This window comes from Streptomyces sp. NPDC055287, from assembly GCF_053646035.1.
Genome location: NZ_JBSHNE010000027.1, coordinates 71,704 through 89,850, shown reverse-complemented (window position 1 = coordinate 89,850; position 18,147 = coordinate 71,704). Strand labels below are relative to the sequence as shown.

The following is an 18,147-nucleotide window of genomic DNA, read 5'->3' as shown; positions in this document are numbered from 1 at the left end:
TGTGGTGGTCTGTTTTTTTTTAATATACCCCGGGCGGCCGCCCCCCCTGGGGGGTCGCGGCCTCTCGTGCGTGGTGCGTTACTTCTTGATCACCAGGGTGCCGGAGGCACGGTCGTGCCAGCCCTGCAGCTTCCCGGAGTTGTCGAAGAACGGGGAGAGGTAGACCAGGAGCTGGCCGATACCGCAGAGGATCGCACCGACCATCGGGATGATCCAGCGGATGAAGCCGCCGCCGATGCCCGGGACCTGGCCCGTGTTCTCCTTGACGACCTTCAGGCCGAGAGCCATCTTGCCGACCGTGGCGCCGAGGAAGGAGATCATCAGCCACTCGTAGAGCAGGGTCGCCACGAAGATGACCACGATGGCGCCGAAGAACGCGGCGACAATGCCGCCGGCCGCCTCGGCACCGTCGTTCACGCAGGACTCGTAGGCCGACGACAGCGGGTCGAGCTTGGAGCAGTCCTCGATGCTCTCGGCCGCGCCGAACATGCCCGCGAACACGGTCGCGCTGAGCGCGAAGTAGAGGACCCAGATGATCACCATGTCGATCACGCGCGCGCCGAGGCGGCGGCCCATCGTGGCGACCTGGACGGTGCCCAGCACCGGGACGTTGATGTAGCCGTTGTTGGCCTGGAGTGTGCCCGGCTGCTGCGGGTACGCGCCGTAGGGCTGGCCGGGCTGCTGAGCGCCCTGCTGGGGGTAGCCGTAGCCCTGCTGCGGGGGCACGCCCTGCGGGGCCTGCTGCGGGTAGCCGTAGCCGGGCTGGCCCTGCGGCGGCTGCTGGGGCTGCTGGCCGTACGGGTTGTTCGGGTCGCCGAAACTCATGGCGGTGTTCCTCCGTTGGAAGTGCTGGGGACGTCGCGGCCCGAGCGGAGGAACGTCACAAGAAAACGAGCGGTGCCCCCCCGCCGCTGTCCGCGGCACTGCGCCGATCATCGTTGTAGGACACTCGTGCCTTTGTCCAGTCGAGATCAGTATGCGTTGTGTAAGTGCAACCTCGGCCAGGGCGGCCTGATTGGAACCCGGGCGGGTCCATCCGCGAGGATGGGGGCATGACTGCCCAGATTCTCGATGGCAAGGCCACCGCAGCCGCGATCAAGTCCGACCTGACCGCCCGCGTGGCGGCGCTGAAGTCCAAGGGCATCGTCCCCGGGCTCGGCACCCTGCTGGTCGGTGACGACCCGGGCAGCAAGTGGTACGTCGCGGGCAAGCACCGCGACTGCGCCCAGGTCGGCATCGCGTCGATCCAGCGCGAACTGCCCGCGACCGCCTCCCAGGAGGAGATCGAGGCGGTCGTGCGCGAGCTCAACGAAAACCCGGAGTGCACGGGTTACATCGTCCAACTCCCGCTCCCCAAGGGCATCGACACCAACCGCGTCCTGGAACTGATGGACCCGGCCAAGGACGCCGACGGCCTGCACCCGATGAGCCTCGGCCGACTCGTGATCGGCGAGCCCGGCCCGCTGCCGTGCACGCCGTACGGCATCGTCCAGCTCCTGCGCCACCACGACGTGGAGATCAAGGGAGCGAACGTCGTGGTCGTCGGCCGCGGCATCACCATCGGCCGCCCGATGCCGCTGGTGCTGACCCGCAAGTCCGAGAACGCGACGGTGACGCAGTGCCACACCGGAACGCGTGACCTGTCCGCGCACCTCAGGCAGGCGGACATCATCATCGCCGCGGCGGGTGTGCCGCATCTCATCAAGCCCGAGGACGTGAAGCCGGGCGCGGCCGTACTCGACGTCGGCGTCAGCCGGGACGAGGACGGCAAGATCGTCGGAGACGTCCACCCGGGCGTCGCCGAGGTGGCCGGCTGGGTCGCCCCCAACCCGGGCGGTGTCGGCCCGATGACGCGCGCCCAGCTGCTGGTCAACGTCGTCGAGGCGGCGGAGCGCGCTGCCGCCGACGCAGCCGACGTGGCCGCGGGCTGAGCGGGAAGGAAGCGTCTCCGATGGGTGCTGCTACGACTCCGGACGAACCGGCCGCTCCGGCGGGGGACGCGACTGTGGACGAGGCCGCGGACGCGGCACGTGATGCCCCTGATGCTCCTGGTGCGCAAGTCACTGAAGGCGCGCAGGCCGCGGACGAGACGGGCGGCTCCGGCGACACGGGCCAGCCCGAACCGGCGGCCAAGGGCGTAGTCAGCGCCCCGGGCCCGGAGGGACCCGTCCGCACCACGCGACGCTTTCCGCTGTTCACCCGGGACACCGCGCGCCCCGAGGGCGGCGGACGCGCCGCCCCGGGGGGCGCCGCTGCTCCGGTCCGCCAGTGGCCGTTCCTGGCCGTCCTCGGCACGACCGCGCTGGGGCTGCTGCTCGTGGCGGTCGACGCGTTCGGGATCGGCTTCCGCATCGGCACGCTGCTGATCGGCCTGGCCCTGATCTCCGGTGCCGTGCTGCGCCGGCTCATCCCGTCGGTCGGCATGCTGGCCGTGCGCTCGCGCTTCACCGACATGGCGACGTACGGCCTGCTCGGCACCGTCATCGTGCTGCTCGCGCTGATGGCGCAGCCCGCCCCCTGGCTGGAGATCCCGCTCCTGGAGTCGGCGGTCCGCTTCACGGTGCGCTAGGACGAGCTGGTTCAGCTTGGTTCGGCTCGGCTCGGCTTGGCCTGGTCTGGCCGCAGCGGCACCGGCGTCCGGTGTCAGTCCTGTCCTGTCCGAAGCGGGCGTGACGTGCCCGTCCTCTCCCCCGAGGGAGGACGGGCACCGGCACGGGTTTCAGCGTCAGGTACGCGTCAATTTCGATCAAGGGCCGCCGGTTCCCTGTGGCACGGAGGTGACGATTCCGCCACGGGGTGATCACCGGGCAACAGATGGGGTTACGGACCGCGCCGGGCCACTGCGGTGGGACACTGTTCCGGGGAATCGGGAGGGGGCGCGCAAGGGGCGCGCCGGACTCCTGGATGCTCCCGTGCGCTCCTACCCCAGGAACTGACATCCTGGCTTTGCGCATCCCTCTTGTTGGCCCGGAACGCGGGGCCGCGAAGGGTGCGCCGCGGGGGGACACGAGAGCACGGGGCACATCAGGCACGTACGGGGGGACAAGGGGGAAGCAATGCCTCGCTGGAAAGCTCTACCGGAGGAGCTCGATCCGCAGGTCAAGGAGTTCGCCAGCCAACTGCGCCGGCTCGTTGACCGCAGTGGGCTCAGCATCGCGGCGGTGGCGGACCGGACGGGCTACAGCAAGACGTCCTGGGAGCGCTACCTGAACGGACGGCTGCTCGCGCCCAAGGGTGCGGTCGTCGCGCTGGCCGAGGTGACCGGTACGAACTCGGGCCATCTGACCACCATGTGGGAGCTCGCGGAGCGCGCCTGGAGCCGTTCCGAGATGCGCCACGACATGACCATGGAAGCGATCCGGATCTCGCAGGCGCGGGCCGCGCTCGGCGAGTTCGGCCAGACGCCCGCCCCGGCCAAGGGCGGCCGGCCGGGCCGGCGCACCACGACGGACTCGGCCGCTCCGGCGGCGGGTGCGGGCGCGGGCACGGGCGCGGGCTATGCCGGTACGGGAATGGGGCCCGGCGCGGGCTCCATCGGCGGCGGTGGCGGAGTCGGTGGCGGTGGCGGTTCCGTGGCCAATGGGCCGGCCGGGCGTACGCCGACGGGCGTGCCGCAGGGCTTCGTCATATCCCCTTCGGAGGGCGGCGCGGGATCGGGGCGGGGCTCGGGCCCCCGTTCGGGATCGCCGGACGGCCGGCGTCGGCGCAGGAAGGTCACGATGTTCCTGGCGGGCGTCGTGGGCGCGCTGCTGGTGATAGCGGCCGCCGTACTGCTGACCGACCTCGGCGGCACGGACAAGGACCCCGTCGCGAAGGACAAGCCGACGGCCGAACCGACCACTTCGGCCCCCGAGCTGCCCGCAGGCGTCAAGTGCAGCGGCGACGACTGCACGGGTCAGGACCCGGAGACCATGGGCTGCGGCGGCGAGTTCGCCAAGACGACGGCCAGTGCGACGGTGGGCACCGCCTTCGTCGAGGTCCGGTACAGCAAGACGTGCGGGGCGGCGTGGGCGCGTATCACGCAGGCGGCGGTGGGCGACAAGGTGCAGATCGCCTCGGATGCCGCCGCCGGGGCCGGCGAAGGGGAGAAGCCGAAGGCTCAGAACGGCCTGGTCGACGCCGACAAGGACGCGTACACCCCAATGGTCGCCGTCCCCAAGGCCGCTGACGCGAAGGCGTGCGCGACGCTCGCGTCGGGTGTGAAGGGCTGCACGACCCCGGAATAGGCGTGAGGCGCGAAGCAAAAAAAGAGGGGGAATGCCCGCGCCCGAACGGGGAAAGCGCAAGGTATCCCCCCACGGGTGCACAGCACCCCGGTCGGACGGCCGCCCGCGCACCCCCCTCTGGCGCGGGCGGCCGCCAGGCGTTCGGGGGTTTGTGCGCCGCACCACACGGGGTCGGGAGACCGGCGCTCCCGGGGTCGGATAGCCTGACCGCTGGATATCTCTTCACGTCAAGATTCAGACGCCGAACAGACGCCTGGGCGTGCGGGGATATTCAGCAACGAGGGGCAGGGACCCCCACCGCCAGCTGTCTTACGGAGATCGCCATGACCCGCACTCCCGTGAATGTCACCGTCACCGGCGCGGCCGGCCAGATCGGTTACGCGCTGCTCTTCCGCATCGCCTCCGGCCACCTGCTCGGCGCGGATGTGCCGGTCAAGCTGCGTCTCCTGGAAATCCCGCAGGGCCTGAAGGCCGCCGAGGGCACCGCCATGGAGCTCGACGACTGCGCCTTCCCGCTGCTTCAGGGCATCGAGATCACCGACGACCCGAACGTCGGCTTCGACGGTGCGAACGTCGCGCTGCTCGTCGGCGCCCGCCCGCGTACGAAGGGCATGGAGCGCGGCGACCTGCTCTCCGCCAACGGCGGCATCTTCAAGCCGCAGGGCAAGGCCATCAACGACAACGCCGCGGACGACATCAAGGTGCTCGTCGTCGGCAACCCGGCCAACACCAACGCGCTCATCGCGCAGGCGGCGGCTCCGGACGTACCGGCCGAGCGCTTCACCGCGATGACCCGCCTGGATCACAACCGCGCGCTGTCGCAGCTCGCGAAGAAGACCGGCTCCACGGTCTCCGACATCAAGCGCCTCACGATTTGGGGCAACCACTCGGCCACGCAGTACCCGGACATCTTCCACGCGGAGATCGCCGGCAAGAACGCCGCCGAGGTCGTCAACGACGAGAAGTGGCTGGCCGACACCTTCATCCCGACCGTCGCCAAGCGCGGCGCGGCGATCATCGAGGCGCGCGGCGCGTCCTCGGCCGCCTCGGCCGCCAACGCGGCCATCGACCACGTGCACACGTGGGTCAACGGCACGGCGGCGGGCGACTGGACGTCGATGGGTATCCCGTCGGACGGTTCGTACGGTGTGCCGGAGGGTCTCATCTCGTCCTTCCCGGTCACCTGCAAGGACGGCAAGTACGAAATCGTCCAGGGCCTGGACATCAACGAGTTCTCCCGCACGCGCATCGACGCGTCGGTGCAGGAGCTCAAGGAAGAGCGCGACGCGGTGCGCGAGCTCGGCCTGATCTAGTACGTACTGATCTGGTACGTACGGCGACACCGACGGCGTCAGCCGGATACGCCCCCGGAGGCCGACCGAATCGGCCTCCGGGGGCGTCGGTGTTTCCGGGGCTGCGTGGCGGACGGCCGTTGACCCCGGGTTGCTGCCGGGAGTTTCGGGCCGTCCCCGGGCGCTCGAGTGGCGGTGGGCCGGGGTGCCCTTACGCAAGGCGCCCCCACCCCAGCACGATCACCGCCCCAGGCCCGCCGAAGCCCCCCTCCCGCCCGACCCCGCCCCAGGCTCCGTCCCAGTCCCCGCAGCAGCCCCGGCCCCGGCACCACCCCCGGCACCAACCCCGGCCCGATCCCCCGCAGTCGCCCTCGTCGACGCCCCCGTCCCCGGGATGTGGGACGTGTTGCGGCGGGCCAGCAGCCAGTACATGAGCGCCGGTACCGCCAGGCCCACCACCCACGAGATGTCCGCGCCGCCCAGCGGGGCGACCAGCGGGCCGGTGTAGAAGTGCGTCACCAGGAACGGGAGTTGTACGGCGATGCCCACCGCGTACACCGTCAGCGCGTCCCAGCGCCACGCACCGTAGCGGCCGTTCGGGTCCGACAGGGCCGGGATGTCGTAGCGCTCGCGCGAGATCAGGTAGTAGTCGACCAGATTGATCGCCGACCACGGGGTGAAGAACGTCAGCAGAAAGAGCAGGAAGTCCTTGAACGACGTCAGGAAGGAGTCCTTCCCGAGCAGCGCCACCGCCGTGCCCGCCACCATGATCGCTGCGATGTACGCCGCCCGGCCGCGCGGTGAGAGCACCCGCTGGCCCCGGAAGCCGCTGACGCTGGTCACCATCGACATGAAGCCGCCGTACGTGTTGAGCACGTTGATCGTCAGCTTGCCGAGCGCGATCACGAAGTAGAGGAACGACGCGATCAGGCCCGTGCCTCCGAGTGCCACCACGTAGCTCACCTGCCCCGCCAGGAAAGCGTCCCCCGCCGTCGCCGCGACCAGTACCCCGAACGTCATCGACCACTGCGACCCCAGCGCCGTCCCGCCCAGCGTCCACCAGAAGGTGGCGCGGCCGCTCGTCGTGCGCGGCAGGTAGCGGGAGTAGTCGGCGACGTACGGGCCGAACGCCAGCTGCCACGACGCGGACAGCGACACGGCCAGCAGGAACATGGGCAGGTCGAACGCTGCGTCAGCACCGTCGAACAGCACCGCGCCCACGTCGATACGGTCCAGCAGGCGGAAGCCCAGGTACACGAACGCCAGCGCGCAGACAACGCTCGCGATGCGCCCCAGCGCGTGGATGACGCGGTAGCCGATGGCCGCCATCAGGGCCGTGACGGCCGCGAAGATCACGATGCCCGCCGTGTCGCCGAGGTGGGTCAGCTCGCCGACCGCCTGGCCCGCCAGGACGCTGCCGCTGGCGAAGAAGCCGACGTACATGACGATGACCAGCAGGAGCGGGACCACTGCCCCCTTCACGCCGAACTGGGCCCGGGACTGGATCATTTGCGGCAGGCCCAGCTTCGGTCCCTGCGCCGAGTGCAGGGCCATCACCGCGCCGCCCAGTACGTTGCCGACGAGCAGGCCCACCACCGACCAGAGCGCGCCACCGCCGAACACGACCGCCAGCGCGCCGGTGACCACTGCGGTGATCTGGAGGTTCGCGCCCAGCCAGAGGGTGAACTGGCTGAAGGCGGTGCCGTGCCGTTCGCTGTCCGGTACGACGTCGATCGAGCGGCGCTCGACCAGGGAATCGGTCATCGTGGGACTCTCCTTACCGGTGTTTCCCTACTTGGTCTTCGTCAGGCCGTGGGCGGCCGCCCAGGCGTTCGCCACGTCCTCCGGGTCCTTCTTGTCCTTGTCGACCTGACGGTTGAGCTCGGTCAGGTCCTCGGTCGTCAACGCGTTGCCGAGGCGGGCCAGCGCCTTGCGTACGGTCGAGTCCGCCTTGCGGTCGGCGATCAGCGGCACGATGTGCTGTCCCGGGATGAGGTTCTTGGGGTCGGTGAGGACCACCCAGCCCTCGGCGACGATGTCGGTGTCGGTGGTGAAGAGGTTCGCCACGTCCACGTCGCCCTTCCTGAGCGCGCCCTTGACCAGCGGGCCCGAGGAGTCCAGCGACTTGAACTCCTTGAATTCCACGCCGTACTCGTCCTTCAGGCCGACGGCCCCGACCGTGCGCTTCTTCACCTCCGGTGCCGCGCCGATGACGAGCTTCCCGTTGTGCCCGGCCAGGTCCGCGAGGGACTTCAGCCCGTACTTCTCGGCGGTCTCGCGCGTGACCGCGAACGCGTCGGAATCCTCCGCCTTGCCGTACGGGAGGATCTGGAGGCCCTTGGGCAGCGCGACGGCGAGGGCGTTCTGCATCTCGCCCTCCTCCGTCTCCTTCGCCTTCGCGTCGAGGTAGTGCAGGAGCGCGCCCTGGTACTCCGGGAGCAGGTCGATGTCGCCGCCCTTGAGGGCGGGGATGAGGATCTCGCGGGTGCCGAGATTGGGGCGGACCGTGGTCTTGACTCCCGCCGCGCCGAGGACGGCGGCGTAGAGGTGGCCGAGGATCTGGTTCTCGGTGAAGTTGGCGGTGCCGATGGTGATGCCGTCGGCGCTGGAGCCGCCACCACCGGAGCCGGCGCCGCCCTCGCCTTCGAGGGACGTGATGCCGCTGCTGCACGCGGCGAGTGCGGGGATGGTCGCGGCGGCGAAGAGGCCGCCGAGCAGAGTCCTGCGGTTCATGGTGGGGGATCTCCTCAGTGGGGCGCTCGGTGGGTTGCTCGTCTGTTGTTCAGCGGCCTGTTCAGCGGGCTGCTCAGTGGGCGGTCGAGCGGCGGTGGCGGAAGAGGGCGCGCTGGAGTCCCGCGAGAGCCAGGTCCAGTACGACGGCGATCACCGCGACCAGCACCGCGCCCCCCAGCACCTGCACGAGGTCGCGTTGGGCGAGGCCGTCGAAGACGTACCGGCCCAGGCCGCCGAAGCTGACGTACGCCGCGATGGTGGCGGTGGCCACGACCTGGATGAGGGCCAGGCGCAGCCCCGTCATGATCAGGGGCAGGGCGAGCGGCAGCTCGACGTGGAGGAGGACCTGGTGGGCGCGCATGCCCTGGCCCCGGGCCGCGTCCTTCACGTCCGCGTCGACGGCGGTCATGCCCGCGTACGTGTTGGTCACGATGGCGGGCACCGCGAGGGCGACCAGCGCGACGTACACCGGCGTCATGGACAGCCCGCTCGCCAGGAAGACGAGCACGACCAGGCCGACGGTCGGCAGCGCCCGCCCGAAAGACGACAGGTTGATCGCGAGGAAGGCGCCCCGGCCCGTGTGGCCGATGAGCAGGCCGACCGGAAGAGCGATCACGGCGGCGACGAGGGTGGCGATCAGCGAGTACTGGAGGTGTTCGGCGAGGCGGTGCGCGATGCCGTCGGGGCCTGCCCACTGCTCACCGCTGGTCAGCCAGGCGCCGAGGTCGGAGAAGAGTTCGTACATGTCAGGCCCTCGCTCGCTTCGGATGCCGCTGCCCGGTCCGCGGCTGCCTGGTCCAGGGGGTGAGTACGTACTGGACGGCGACCAGCAGCGCGTCCGCGACCAGCGCGAGCAGGAGCGTGAGCACGACGCCGGTGATCACCGGGGTGGGAAAGTTGCGCTGGAAGCCGTCGGTGAAGAGCTGGCCGAGTCCGCCGTCGCCGATGTACGTCGCGACGCTGACCAGCGAGATCGACATGACCGTCGCGATGCGTACGCCCGCCATGATCACCGGGAGCGCGAGCGGCAGCTCGACGGTGAGCAGGGTGCGCAGCGGGCGGGTGCCCATGGCTCTGGCGGCCTCGCGGACCTTGACGGGTACGGAGTCCAGGCCCTCGACGGTGTTACGCAGCAGCACGACCAGCGTGTAGACCGTCAGGCCGACGACGGTCGTCGTACGGGTGAGGCCGGTGACCGGGAGCAGCAGCACGAAGATCGCGATGGAGGGGATCGTGAACAGGACGTTGGAGAGGCCGAGCAGCAGTCCGCGCAGCGCCCGGACGCGGTGGGCGACGACGGCCAGCGGTAGCGAGATCAGCAGGCCGAGGGCGACGGCTGTGAGGGCGGCCTGGAGGTGGGAGACGGTGAGCGCGACGAGATCGCTCGCGTGGTCGGAGATCCACGCCCACTCGACGGTCATGCGGTGCGCCCGACGGAGGTGGTCGCGGTGGCGTGCGCCGTGCCCGCCCGGTCGTGGATCTCCTCGCGCGAGGTGACGCCGGTGAGGGACCCGGCCGCGTCCACCCGGGCCACCAGGCCGCTCGGCGACGCCACCGACTCGTTGAGCGCCGAGAGGAGGGAGTCCGTGTCGGACAGCGGTCGTACGGGCACCAGCGCGGCCTCGCCCGCCGTGCCGGACCTGGGCGCTCCGGCCGTGTCCAGCCAGCCCAGCGGTTTCCCCTCGGCCGAGACGACCAGTTGCCAGGCGGGCTGCGCGCCGCCGCGCGCCGGCTTCTCGTCCGCCCGTACCGTCGTCGCGCGGCGCGGCGGGACATCGGCCAGCGTGGTCAGTGACAGCAGCTTCAGGCCGCGTTCGGCGCCCAGGAAGCCGGCGACGAAGCTGTCCGCCGGGCGGGCCAGGAGTTCGGCGGGCGGGGCGCACTGGACGAGGTGACCGCCGGTGCGGAAGACGGCTATGCGGTCGCCGAGGCGTACCGCTTCGTCGATGTCGTGGGTGACGAACACGATGGTCTTGCTCAACTCCTGCTGGAGGCGCAGCAGTTCGTCCTGGAGCTGGGTGCGTACGACGGGATCGACGGCTCCGAAAGGCTCGTCCATCAGCAGGACGGGCGGGTCCGCCGCCAGCGCACGCGCGACACCCACGCGCTGCTGCTGGCCGCCGGAGAGCTGGTGGGGGTAGCGCTTGCCGGTGTCGGCGGTGAGGCCGACGGTCTCCAGGAGTTCCGAGGCCCTGGCCCGCGCTTTCTTCCGGCCCCAACCCAGCAGCAGCGGGACGGTGGCGATGTTGTCGAGGACGGTGCGGTGCGGGAAGAGCCCCGACTGCTGGATGACGTACCCGATGCCGCGCCGCAGCTCGGCCGCGTCCGCCTCGAGGATGTCCCTGCCCGCGACCCGGATGGTGCCCGAGGTGGGATCGACCATGCGGTTGATCATGCGGAGGGTGGTCGTCTTGCCGCATCCGGACGAGCCGACCAGCACCGTGATGCCCCCTTCCGGCATCTCCAGGGTGAGGTTGTCGACTGCCGTCGTGCCGTTCGGGAAGCGCTTGTGCACTGCGTCAAATTTGATCATCGGCCATCCCTTGCCGGGGCTGTATATGGTCATGCAGAGTTCTTGGTGTCTGAATAGATGTCAATGCTCTGAGGTGAATCACTGGTTCCGGTCGGCCGGTGGACGAGACGAGCTGTCCGTAAAAGGAGGCGTTTGCGAATGAAGTCGTCCCACATGGTGGTCGTTCTGGACGGACAGAGCCTCCCCGTCGCCGACGTCGTCCGCCTCGCCGACGGCGCCGCGCGCCCCGTCCCCGGCACCGAGGCCATGAAGCGCGTCGAGGACTCCTGGCACGCCGCCCGGGAACTGGCCGCCTCCGGTCGCGTCTACGGCCGCTCCACCGGCGTCGGCGCCAACCGCTCCGAGGCCGTGCCCACCGAAGCGGCCGCCGGCCACGGCCTGCGGCTGCTGCGCAGCCACGCCGGTGCGATCGGCGCCACGCTGCCCGCCCGCGAGGTGCGCGCGATGCTCGCCGTCCGCGCCAACCAGCTGCTCGCGGGAGGCGCGGGCCTGCGCCCCACCGTCGTGACCGCCCTGTGCGAGGCGCTGGAGTCCGGCGCGTACCCCGTGGTCAACGAGTACGGCTCCGTCGGTACGGGCGACATCGCCGCCCTCTCCCAGGTCGGCCTCGCCCTCGCCGGCGAACAGCCCTGGCTCGGCGGTACGCCGCCCGAGGCGCAGCCGCTGGACAACAACGACGCCCTCGCGATGATCAGCAGCAACGCGCTCACGCTCGGCCAGGCCGCGCTCGCCCTCGACGAGCTGCGCCGCCTCATCACCGCCACCCAGGTCGTCGGCGCGCTCTCGCTCCTCGCGGTCGACGGCTCGTACGAGGCGTACGCCGAGCCCGTGCACGCGGCCCGGCCGCACCCCGGTTCGTACGCCGTCGCGGCGACCATGCGCCGGCTGCTCGGCGCTCCCGAGCGGCCCACGCCGCCGCTGGGCCGCATCCAGGACCCGTACGGCTTCCGCTGTCTGCCGCAGATCCACGGGCCCGCGCAGGACGCGGCGGACCTGCTGGAGCGCACACTGGCCGTCGAGATCAACGCGGCCGCGGAGAACCCGCTGATCTGCCCCGCGGACGCGCCCAACAACAGCCCGGCGGCGTACCACCACGGCGGCTTCTACATGTCCCAACTCGCCCTGTCGCTTGATCACTTCAGGCTCGCCGTCACCCAGACCGCCCGGCTCTCCACCTCCCGGCTCTCCGCGCTCAACGAGCCCGCCTTCACCCGGCTGCGGCCCTTCCTCGCCGACGGCGAGTCGGCCGCGTCGGGCGTGATGATCCTGGAGTACGCCGCCGGGGCCGCCCTGGGTGACCTGAGCTCCCTCTCCGCCCCCGCCTCGCTCGGCCACGCCGTCCTCTCCCGGGGCGTCGAGGAGCAGGCCAGCTTCGCGTCCCTCGCCGCCCGCCAGGCGCTGCGCGCCAGCGACGCGTACCGGCATGTCGTCGGCTGCGAACTCGTCGCCGCCGTAAGGGCGTTGCGCCAACGCGACCTGCGCCCCGGTCCGGATCTGCCGGTCGGCCGGGCCTTCGCGCTCGCGGACGCCGCACTCGATCCCGACCACACGGACCGCCCGCTCACCGATGATGTGACTGCGGCGGCCGCGCTGCTCGACCACTTCACGGACCTGTGATGCACGGACGCACGGATGATGTACGGAACTCTGAGGGGGATGGCATGAGCGACAGCCCTGCCGCACGACTGCAGCAGCTCTTCGACGGGCACCGGCTGACGCCGACCCAGCGGCGCATCGCGCACTGCATGGTGCGCAAGGCCGCCGATGTGCCCTTCCTGTCGAGCGTCGAGCTCGCCGAGCTGGCCGGCGTCAGCCAGCCGTCCGTCACGCGCTTCGCGGTCGCGCTCGGCTTCGACGGCTACCCGGCGCTGCGCAAGCACCTGCGCGAGGTCGCGCCCACCGAGCCCTCGCGGGGCGAGGACCAGTACAACGAGTACCAGCAGGCGGTCCAGGCGGAGATCGAGAACCTCAAGCACCTCTCCGAGCTGCTCGCCGACCCGCGCCCGGTCGAGGAGGCGGGCCGCGTCCTCGCCGCCTCCCGCCCACTGCCCGTGCTCGGGCTGCGCGCCGCGTCCTCGCAGGCGCGCGGCTTCGCGTACTTCGCGGCGAAGGTGCACCCCGACGTACGCCTCCTCGACGAGAGCGGCTCGATGCTCGCCGACCGCATCGACGGGGCCCGTCGGGCGGGTGCGACCGCGCTGCTGTGCTTCGCGCTGCCGCGCCATCCGCGCGAGGTCGTGGAAGCGCTGGCGTACGCGCGGGAGCAGGGCTTGACGGTGGTGACGGTCGCCGACTCCGCCTTCGCGCCCGTGGCCGGGCACAGCGACCTGCTGATCCCGGCGGCGGTCGGCACGGGCCTCGCCTTCGACACGGCGTGCGCGCCGATGCTGCTGGGGCGGGTGCTGCTCGAGGCGATGTGCGACGGCCTGCCGGACGCGCAGGCGCGGCTGGAGGAGTTCGACGCGAAGGCGGCGGCGCGGGGGCTGTTCGTGGAGTAGCCGGACGGCCGCGTGTCCCGTCCGCGCGTTCTCGGCGGTTTTCACGCGCTGCTCAGAATCCGGCGTTACCCTCCCCGACTGGAAACAACGGGACCAGTGGTAACAGTCGAAGCCGGCGGAGAAGGGGCGGTCGTGGGGCGCGGAGAGCAGGCGCAGTCGTTGGCGCGGGTGGCGGTGGTTGTACGGGCCGGGGCGGCGCCGCTGTGGTGGCTGGGGATGTCTGCCGCCGCGATCGGGGCACTCCTGCCCGGCCTGACCGGGCGCAGGGTCGGGCTCCTGACCGGGGCCGCCCTCTTCGTGGTCGCGGCGGCGGTCACCGCGCGGGCGCGCAGGGGCCGTTACGCCGGCCTGGCCACGGCGGCGACCCGCGCGGGCCGCCGGGACTTCCTCCAGGACCGGTCCGTGACCGCACGGGCCTGGCGCCGCGGCCGTCGCCGGTGGCTGGCGGCCGCCTTTCTCGCCGCTGTGGGAAGCGCCTTCGCCCTGCCGGGCGCGGGCGGCCTGCTGATGGCGGGCGTGGGCGCCGGGCTGTGGCTGAAGGCGGTGTGGCTCGGCTCCAGGGAGCGCCGGGAGGAAACCCTGCTCTGGGTGCGGACCGACTGGCCCGGCGGCGGACCCGCGGGGCGGCTTGTGGCGACGTACCGCACCACCGGGATCGCGGCCGGCGACGCCGCGCCGGGCGGCGCGCGGCGTCGCCCGGCGGCAGCGGCGATGGTCAGAGGTCGAGTTCGGCCTCGATCTTCTTGAGCTGGTGGCGGGCCATCGCGAGGTTGGCCCGCACCTTGTCCAGCGCCAGGTAGAGGAACATGCCGCTGGTGCCGCGCCCCTTGAGGAGCCGGATGAGGTGGTACTGGCCGCCGAGGGTGATGAGGATGTCCTCGATCTCGTCCTTGAGGCCCAGGTGTTCCATGGTGCGCACCTTGGCGCGCACCACATCGGTGTTGCCCGCGGCGGCCACCGTCAGGTCGAGGTCCTTGCCGCCGCCGAGGGTGCCGAGGGCCATGCCGCTGGTGTAGTCGACGAGGGCGACACCGAGGGTTCCCTCGATGCTGGTCATCGCTTCCTTGAGCACGGTTTCGGTGTTGGCCATGAGGGTCGCACTTCCTTTTCGTTTGACGGTGATTCTGGCTGATGTCGTGCGTTTGGCTGTGGTCATGCGTTCTCCCGGGCGCTGTCGACCAGGGCGCCGATGCGGACACTGGCCCGGCGGGCCTCCAGGTGGAGCCGGCCCACATTGACGCGCGGTTCGGCGAGGAGCGTGAGCACGGCGGACGTACCCGCCGCGTAGGTGGCCACATAGCCGTCGTCGCCGCGCACGAGCAGTTCGCGGAAGGCGCCCTGCCCGGTCGCGTCCGTCAGCCGCACGGCGACGCCGAGTGCCGCGGCGGTGAGCGCCGCGATCCCCTCGGGCTCCACGGTCGTGGTGTCCTGGGCCAGTACGAGACCGTCGACGCTCGCCGCGAGCGCGCCCGACAGCTGGGGGATTCTGGCTTTCAACCGCCGCAGTTCGTCGAGGACTTCGGGTTCTGCCGCCATGAGCTTTCTCCTTTCTGCGCGTTGTCTCAGGGCGCGCCTCATGAGGTGGTGGGGAGGGCCGCGCCGACGGTCCGGAACTTCACAGGGTTGCCTCCAGGGCATCGCGGAGCCGGCGCAACAGGGCGGTGTCCGGGTCGTCGGCGACCCCCGCGACCCAGGCGGGCACGGGAGGCGGGGGCGCCGGAGCGTCACGGGGGGTGGCGACCGTCCCGGCCGCCGCGAGCCGCCGTACGTCGATGAGCGTGTGGAAGGCCGGCCGTCCCAGGGCCCGGGCGATGTCCCCCGGCGTGCGTTCCCCGTCCGCCAGCTCCAGGACGGCGCGCTGCCTGCGGGTGACGGGCTGTCCCGACGGGGTGTCGCGGCGTACGACGGGTGCGGTGTCGGTGTCCGGGTACGGCCAGAGCTCGTCCAGCAGCTGTCTGCGCCGCCGGGACTCCCGCTCGACCACGGCGGCGGAGACCGGGCGTACGGCGCCTATCCAGTGGGCCGCGCCGTACCGGAAACGGGTCGGACCGCTGCCGGGGGCGAGGGCGAAGAAGGCCGCGTCGAACAGCGCGCTCAGATGGCACAGTTCCAGCTCGCCGTCGGCCAGCCGGCCACTGTCGACGAGGAACCGCCCGACCCGGCCCCGGGTGCCCGCCCGGTCGACGGCCTCCTGCCAGTCCTCCGCGGGCAGCCGCCCGGTCGAGGTCAGGAGTACGTCGAGGCCGGGCGCGGCGGGGCTCTCGGCGTGCACGACCTGGCCCTCGACGAGGTACAGGGTGCCGTGGTCCCGCAGCAGGGCGCCGGTGGCGCGCTCGGCGGCCAGCCGGACGAGCATCGGGGAGACGGTCGTGCTCATCCCAGGACCAGCCGCTCGGCCAGGCTGCTCAGACGTATCCGGGCCAGGGCCAGATTGCCTTCCTCGCGGTCGAGCCACAGGTGCAGGAAGACGCTGCTGTCGAAGGCGGTTTCGACGAAGCGCAGCAGGTGGTAGCCGCTCGGCGTGGTGATGATGACGTCCTCGACGGGCAGTCCCTTCGGGGAGAACGCCCGCTGCTCGGCGGCCATCCGGGCCAGTTCCGCGGTCTCCGCCGCGGTGGTCTCGTGGTCACCGTTCGGCGACTGCCCCTCCGTGCCCAGCGCGAGCCCGCTCGTCCAGTCCACCAGGGAGGCTCCGAGGGCGCCGGGCAGGGCCATCGCGGCGAGCAGACATTCGTCGATTCCGGGCATGAGAAACCCCCTTCCGGCGTGGCACACGGATGCGGACTGCCGGACAGGCGTTCTGTGGCAGTGACGAGGAGATTACGTAAAGAGACGTGCGCGGGCAGGTGGTTCCGGCACTTTCCACGTGCACATGCCAGCTAGATTCCGATTGGTGCCCCAGTTGCTGCTTTATTGATCGCCCGGAGACCGATTCCGATCAAAAGCGGGGGTGCCCACGCGCCGGTCAGCCGCCCGCCTTCTCCACGGCGGCCGCCACATCGGCCAAATCCTTGGCGATCGCCTTGCTCACCGCTCGCGCGCCCAGGCCGCCCAGAATCTTGACCAGCAGCCCCGCCGCCCCCGAGGGCGGGACGGCCAGGAACGTCATCCGGACAGTGGTCGCGTCGGGCCCCTCGGGGCGCAGTTCGAACTCCGAGACGTAGTGCGCGCCGTGCGAGTCGGCCTCCACCACATAGCGCACCGGCGGCTCGCTGGCCGTCACGCGCATCTCCTCGGTGGCCTCCTTGCCCAGCATCCGGCGGGTCTCGCGCCAGCGGGTTCCGACACCGAAGGTGCCCGTCGGCGGGTGCTCGAGGATCTCCACCTTGTCCACACCGCTCAGGACCCCCGGCATGTTCTCCAGATCGGTCAGGGCGTGCCACACCCGGTCCGCACCGGCCTGGACCCGCCGCTCGACGACCACGCTCTTGTGTGCCATGGATCCAATGGAACCAGCCAGGTCCGACAATCGCCCCCGGACGGGCGGCTGGGACAGTCGTACGAGGACGGACTACAGCAGCGTGTCCGCGTGTGCCCCGCCCGACTCGGCCACGATCTCGGCGAGGGCCTGCGGCGGCCGTACGACGCTGAAGCGAACCCCGTCGGGACCTGCCGTGAAGCCGTGGATCCCCGGCCTGGCGAGGCTGTTGTAGGCGTAGTGCGCGGCCATGTAGTACGCGCCGGTGTCGAGCACCGCCGCGTGGTCGCCCTGTTCCAGGAGTGGCAGCAGCCGGTTCTCGGCGAGCAGGTCACCCGCGAAGCACGCCGGTCCCGCGACGTCCTGCGCGACGGGCGGACCCGGCTTGGGCAGGCCCTTCGCGTCGTACGCCGCGATCCGCAACGGCCAGGACTCGGGCGCGTACACCGTCCTGGTCGCGATCTGTACGCCCGCGTGGGTGACGGCGATCGGCCGGTCGCCCGAGGTCTTCGCGTACTCCACGCGCGCGAGGACCGTGCCGTGCTTGGCGAGCAGCGAGCGGCCGAACTCGGTGACCAGGCCGTATCGCCCGTCGAGCAGGCCGGGGACCTGCTGTTCCAGCAGGCGGGCGTAGTCGGCGTAGGCCGGGGTCTCGGCGTCGGAGGCGAAGTTGACCGGCAGGCCGCCGCCGATGTCGACGGTGTCGATCTGCCGTCGCCCCGCCGCCGCGTTGATCTCCTCGGCGAGTTCGTACGCCGCCGCCACACCCCGGGCCATCAGCTCCAGCGGCAGGCCCTGCGAACCGGAGTGCGTGTGCAGCCGGGTCAGCCACGGCCGGTCCAGGCAGGCGCGTACGACCCATGCGCGGGCGCCGGGGTCGCGCAGCGCCACGCCGAACTTCGAGGTGGCGGTGGCCGTGGAGAGCGCCCCGATGGAGCCGCCGCCGATCTGCGGGTTGACGCGCAGGCCGACGGGGGAGGTGGTCGCGGCCGACGCGACCAGGGCGTCGATGCGCGCCAGCTCCTGGGGATTGTCGGCGTTGACCGCGATGCCGAGCGCGAGGGCTTCGCGCAGCTCGGCGGGGGTCTTGGCGGGGGAGTCCAGGACGGTGTGGGCCGGAGGTACGCCGGCGGCGCGGGCCAGGGCCAGCTCGCCCGGGCTCGCCACCTCGGCGCCGATGCCCGCGTGCTCGTACAGCAGCCGCAGGACGGGGACCAGGGGCGTCGCCTTGACGGCGAAGGCGTGCAGGACCGGGGTGCCGGGCGGGGTGACCGCGTCGAACGCGGCGCGCAGGGCGGCGGCCGAGGCGCGGATGCCGGTGACGTCGAGCAGGCCGGCGATGGGGATGTCCGGGCCGACGACGCCCTGCTCCACGGCGGCACGTACGGCCTGCTCGCGGCGGCCGGGGGCACTCAGGTCCGAAGGCATGTGTTCCAGCCAACCATCC

19 protein-coding genes are annotated in these 18,147 nt (G+C 71.5%); 7 read left to right on the top strand and 12 right to left on the bottom strand.

All coding sequences use genetic code 11. The features are described from left to right. Positions 1-78: 78 nt before the first annotated feature. Positions 79-825 (bottom strand): RDD family protein, encoded by a 747-nt coding sequence (locus tag ACWIHY_RS30135; RefSeq protein WP_454379115.1) that lies wholly within the window; start codon positions 823-825, stop codon positions 79-81. 227 nt (positions 826-1,052) lie between these two features. Here ACWIHY_RS30135 and ACWIHY_RS30130 point away from each other — a divergent pair, with 227 nt between their 5' ends. The 4 genes from ACWIHY_RS30130 (at position 1,053) to ACWIHY_RS30115 (ending at position 5,539) form a co-directional block, all read left to right on the top strand. Beyond that, entirely contained in the window at positions 1,053-1,931 is an 879-nt protein-coding gene (locus tag ACWIHY_RS30130; protein WP_454379114.1) for a bifunctional methylenetetrahydrofolate dehydrogenase/methenyltetrahydrofolate cyclohydrolase, read from the top strand. Positions 1,932-1,951: 20 nt separating this feature from the next. Then, a complete protein-coding gene (locus tag ACWIHY_RS30125) occupies positions 1,952-2,569 on the top strand; it encodes a DUF3017 domain-containing protein (protein ID WP_454379112.1) in 618 nt (205 codons plus the stop codon). A 487-nt stretch (positions 2,570-3,056) separates the two neighbouring features. Beyond that, positions 3,057-4,226, top strand: coding sequence for an XRE family transcriptional regulator (locus ACWIHY_RS30120; protein WP_454379110.1), 1,170 nt, complete (start codon positions 3,057-3,059; stop codon positions 4,224-4,226). A 323-nt stretch (positions 4,227-4,549) separates the two neighbouring features. Then, complete coding sequence (locus ACWIHY_RS30115) at positions 4,550-5,539, top strand: malate dehydrogenase (protein WP_454379108.1); 990 nt, start codon at positions 4,550-4,552, stop codon at positions 5,537-5,539. A gap of 219 nt (positions 5,540-5,758) precedes the next feature. On the opposite strand, the gene ACWIHY_RS30110 is transcribed toward ACWIHY_RS30115, so the two are convergent. The 5 genes from ACWIHY_RS30110 to ACWIHY_RS30090 all read right to left on the bottom strand — a co-directional run bounded on the left by ACWIHY_RS30110 (position 5,759) and on the right by ACWIHY_RS30090 (position 10,784). Then, positions 5,759-7,282 carry a purine-cytosine permease family protein gene (locus ACWIHY_RS30110; RefSeq protein WP_454379106.1) on the bottom strand — a complete coding sequence of 508 codons (1,524 nt, stop codon included), beginning with the start codon at positions 7,280-7,282 and terminating at the stop codon, positions 5,759-5,761. A 27-nt stretch (positions 7,283-7,309) separates the two neighbouring features. After that, the gene (locus tag ACWIHY_RS30105) at positions 7,310-8,251 is read right to left on the bottom strand and encodes an ABC transporter substrate-binding protein (RefSeq protein ID WP_454379104.1); all 942 of its coding nucleotides are present in this window, start codon (positions 8,249-8,251) and stop codon (positions 7,310-7,312) included. A 73-nt stretch (positions 8,252-8,324) separates the two neighbouring features. Continuing rightward, complete coding sequence (locus tag ACWIHY_RS30100; protein ID WP_454379102.1) at positions 8,325-8,996, bottom strand: ABC transporter permease; 672 nt, start codon at positions 8,994-8,996, stop codon at positions 8,325-8,327. Position 8,997: 1 nt separating this feature from the next. Continuing rightward, positions 8,998-9,672: an ABC transporter permease gene (locus tag ACWIHY_RS30095; protein ID WP_454379100.1), complete on the bottom strand. Its 675-nt coding sequence runs from the start codon at positions 9,670-9,672 to the stop codon at positions 8,998-9,000. Beyond that, positions 9,669-10,784: an ABC transporter ATP-binding protein gene (locus ACWIHY_RS30090; RefSeq protein WP_454379099.1), complete on the bottom strand. Its 1,116-nt coding sequence runs from the start codon at positions 10,782-10,784 to the stop codon at positions 9,669-9,671. Before ACWIHY_RS30090 ends, ACWIHY_RS30095 begins: the two co-directional genes overlap by 4 nt. A 138-nt stretch (positions 10,785-10,922) precedes the next feature. On the opposite strand from ACWIHY_RS30090, the gene ACWIHY_RS30085 reads away from it, so the two are divergent. The 3 genes from ACWIHY_RS30085 (at position 10,923) to ACWIHY_RS30075 (ending at position 14,029) form a co-directional block, all read left to right on the top strand. Beyond that, positions 10,923-12,401, top strand: a complete 1,479-nt coding sequence (locus tag ACWIHY_RS30085; RefSeq protein ID WP_454379098.1) for an aromatic amino acid ammonia-lyase — start codon at positions 10,923-10,925, stop codon at positions 12,399-12,401. A gap of 44 nt (positions 12,402-12,445) precedes the next feature. Continuing rightward, positions 12,446-13,282 (top strand): MurR/RpiR family transcriptional regulator, encoded by an 837-nt coding sequence (locus ACWIHY_RS30080; RefSeq protein WP_454379096.1) that lies wholly within the window; start codon positions 12,446-12,448, stop codon positions 13,280-13,282. A gap of 132 nt (positions 13,283-13,414) precedes the next feature. Further along, positions 13,415-14,029, top strand: a complete 615-nt coding sequence (locus ACWIHY_RS30075) for a hypothetical protein (RefSeq protein ID WP_454379095.1) — start codon at positions 13,415-13,417, stop codon at positions 14,027-14,029. On the opposite strand, the gene ACWIHY_RS30070 is transcribed toward ACWIHY_RS30075, so the two are convergent. The 6 genes from ACWIHY_RS30070 to ACWIHY_RS30045 form a co-directional block, all read right to left on the bottom strand. Further along, positions 13,998-14,372, bottom strand: coding sequence for a hypothetical protein (locus ACWIHY_RS30070; protein ID WP_454379094.1), 375 nt, complete (start codon positions 14,370-14,372; stop codon positions 13,998-14,000). The genes ACWIHY_RS30075 and ACWIHY_RS30070 overlap by 32 nt on opposite strands. A 62-nt stretch (positions 14,373-14,434) precedes the next feature. Then, on the bottom strand, positions 14,435-14,860 hold the full coding sequence (locus tag ACWIHY_RS30065; RefSeq protein ID WP_454379092.1) for a roadblock/LC7 domain-containing protein: 426 nt from the start codon (positions 14,858-14,860) through the stop codon (positions 14,435-14,437). A gap of 37 nt (positions 14,861-14,897) precedes the next feature. Next, the gene (locus ACWIHY_RS30060) at positions 14,898-15,659 is read right to left on the bottom strand and encodes a transcriptional regulator (RefSeq protein ID WP_454379090.1); all 762 of its coding nucleotides are present in this window, start codon (positions 15,657-15,659) and stop codon (positions 14,898-14,900) included. Next, a complete protein-coding gene (locus ACWIHY_RS30055) occupies positions 15,656-16,030 on the bottom strand; it encodes a hypothetical protein (RefSeq protein ID WP_454379089.1) in 375 nt (124 codons plus the stop codon). Before ACWIHY_RS30055 ends, ACWIHY_RS30060 begins: the two co-directional genes overlap by 4 nt. A 217-nt stretch (positions 16,031-16,247) precedes the next feature. Further along, positions 16,248-16,721 (bottom strand): SRPBCC family protein, encoded by a 474-nt coding sequence (locus ACWIHY_RS30050; protein WP_454379087.1) that lies wholly within the window; start codon positions 16,719-16,721, stop codon positions 16,248-16,250. Between the two features lie 72 nt (positions 16,722-16,793). Continuing rightward, entirely contained in the window at positions 16,794-18,128 is a 1,335-nt protein-coding gene (locus ACWIHY_RS30045) for a diaminopimelate decarboxylase (RefSeq protein WP_454379086.1), read from the bottom strand. Between the last annotated feature and the right edge of the window lie 19 nt (positions 18,129-18,147).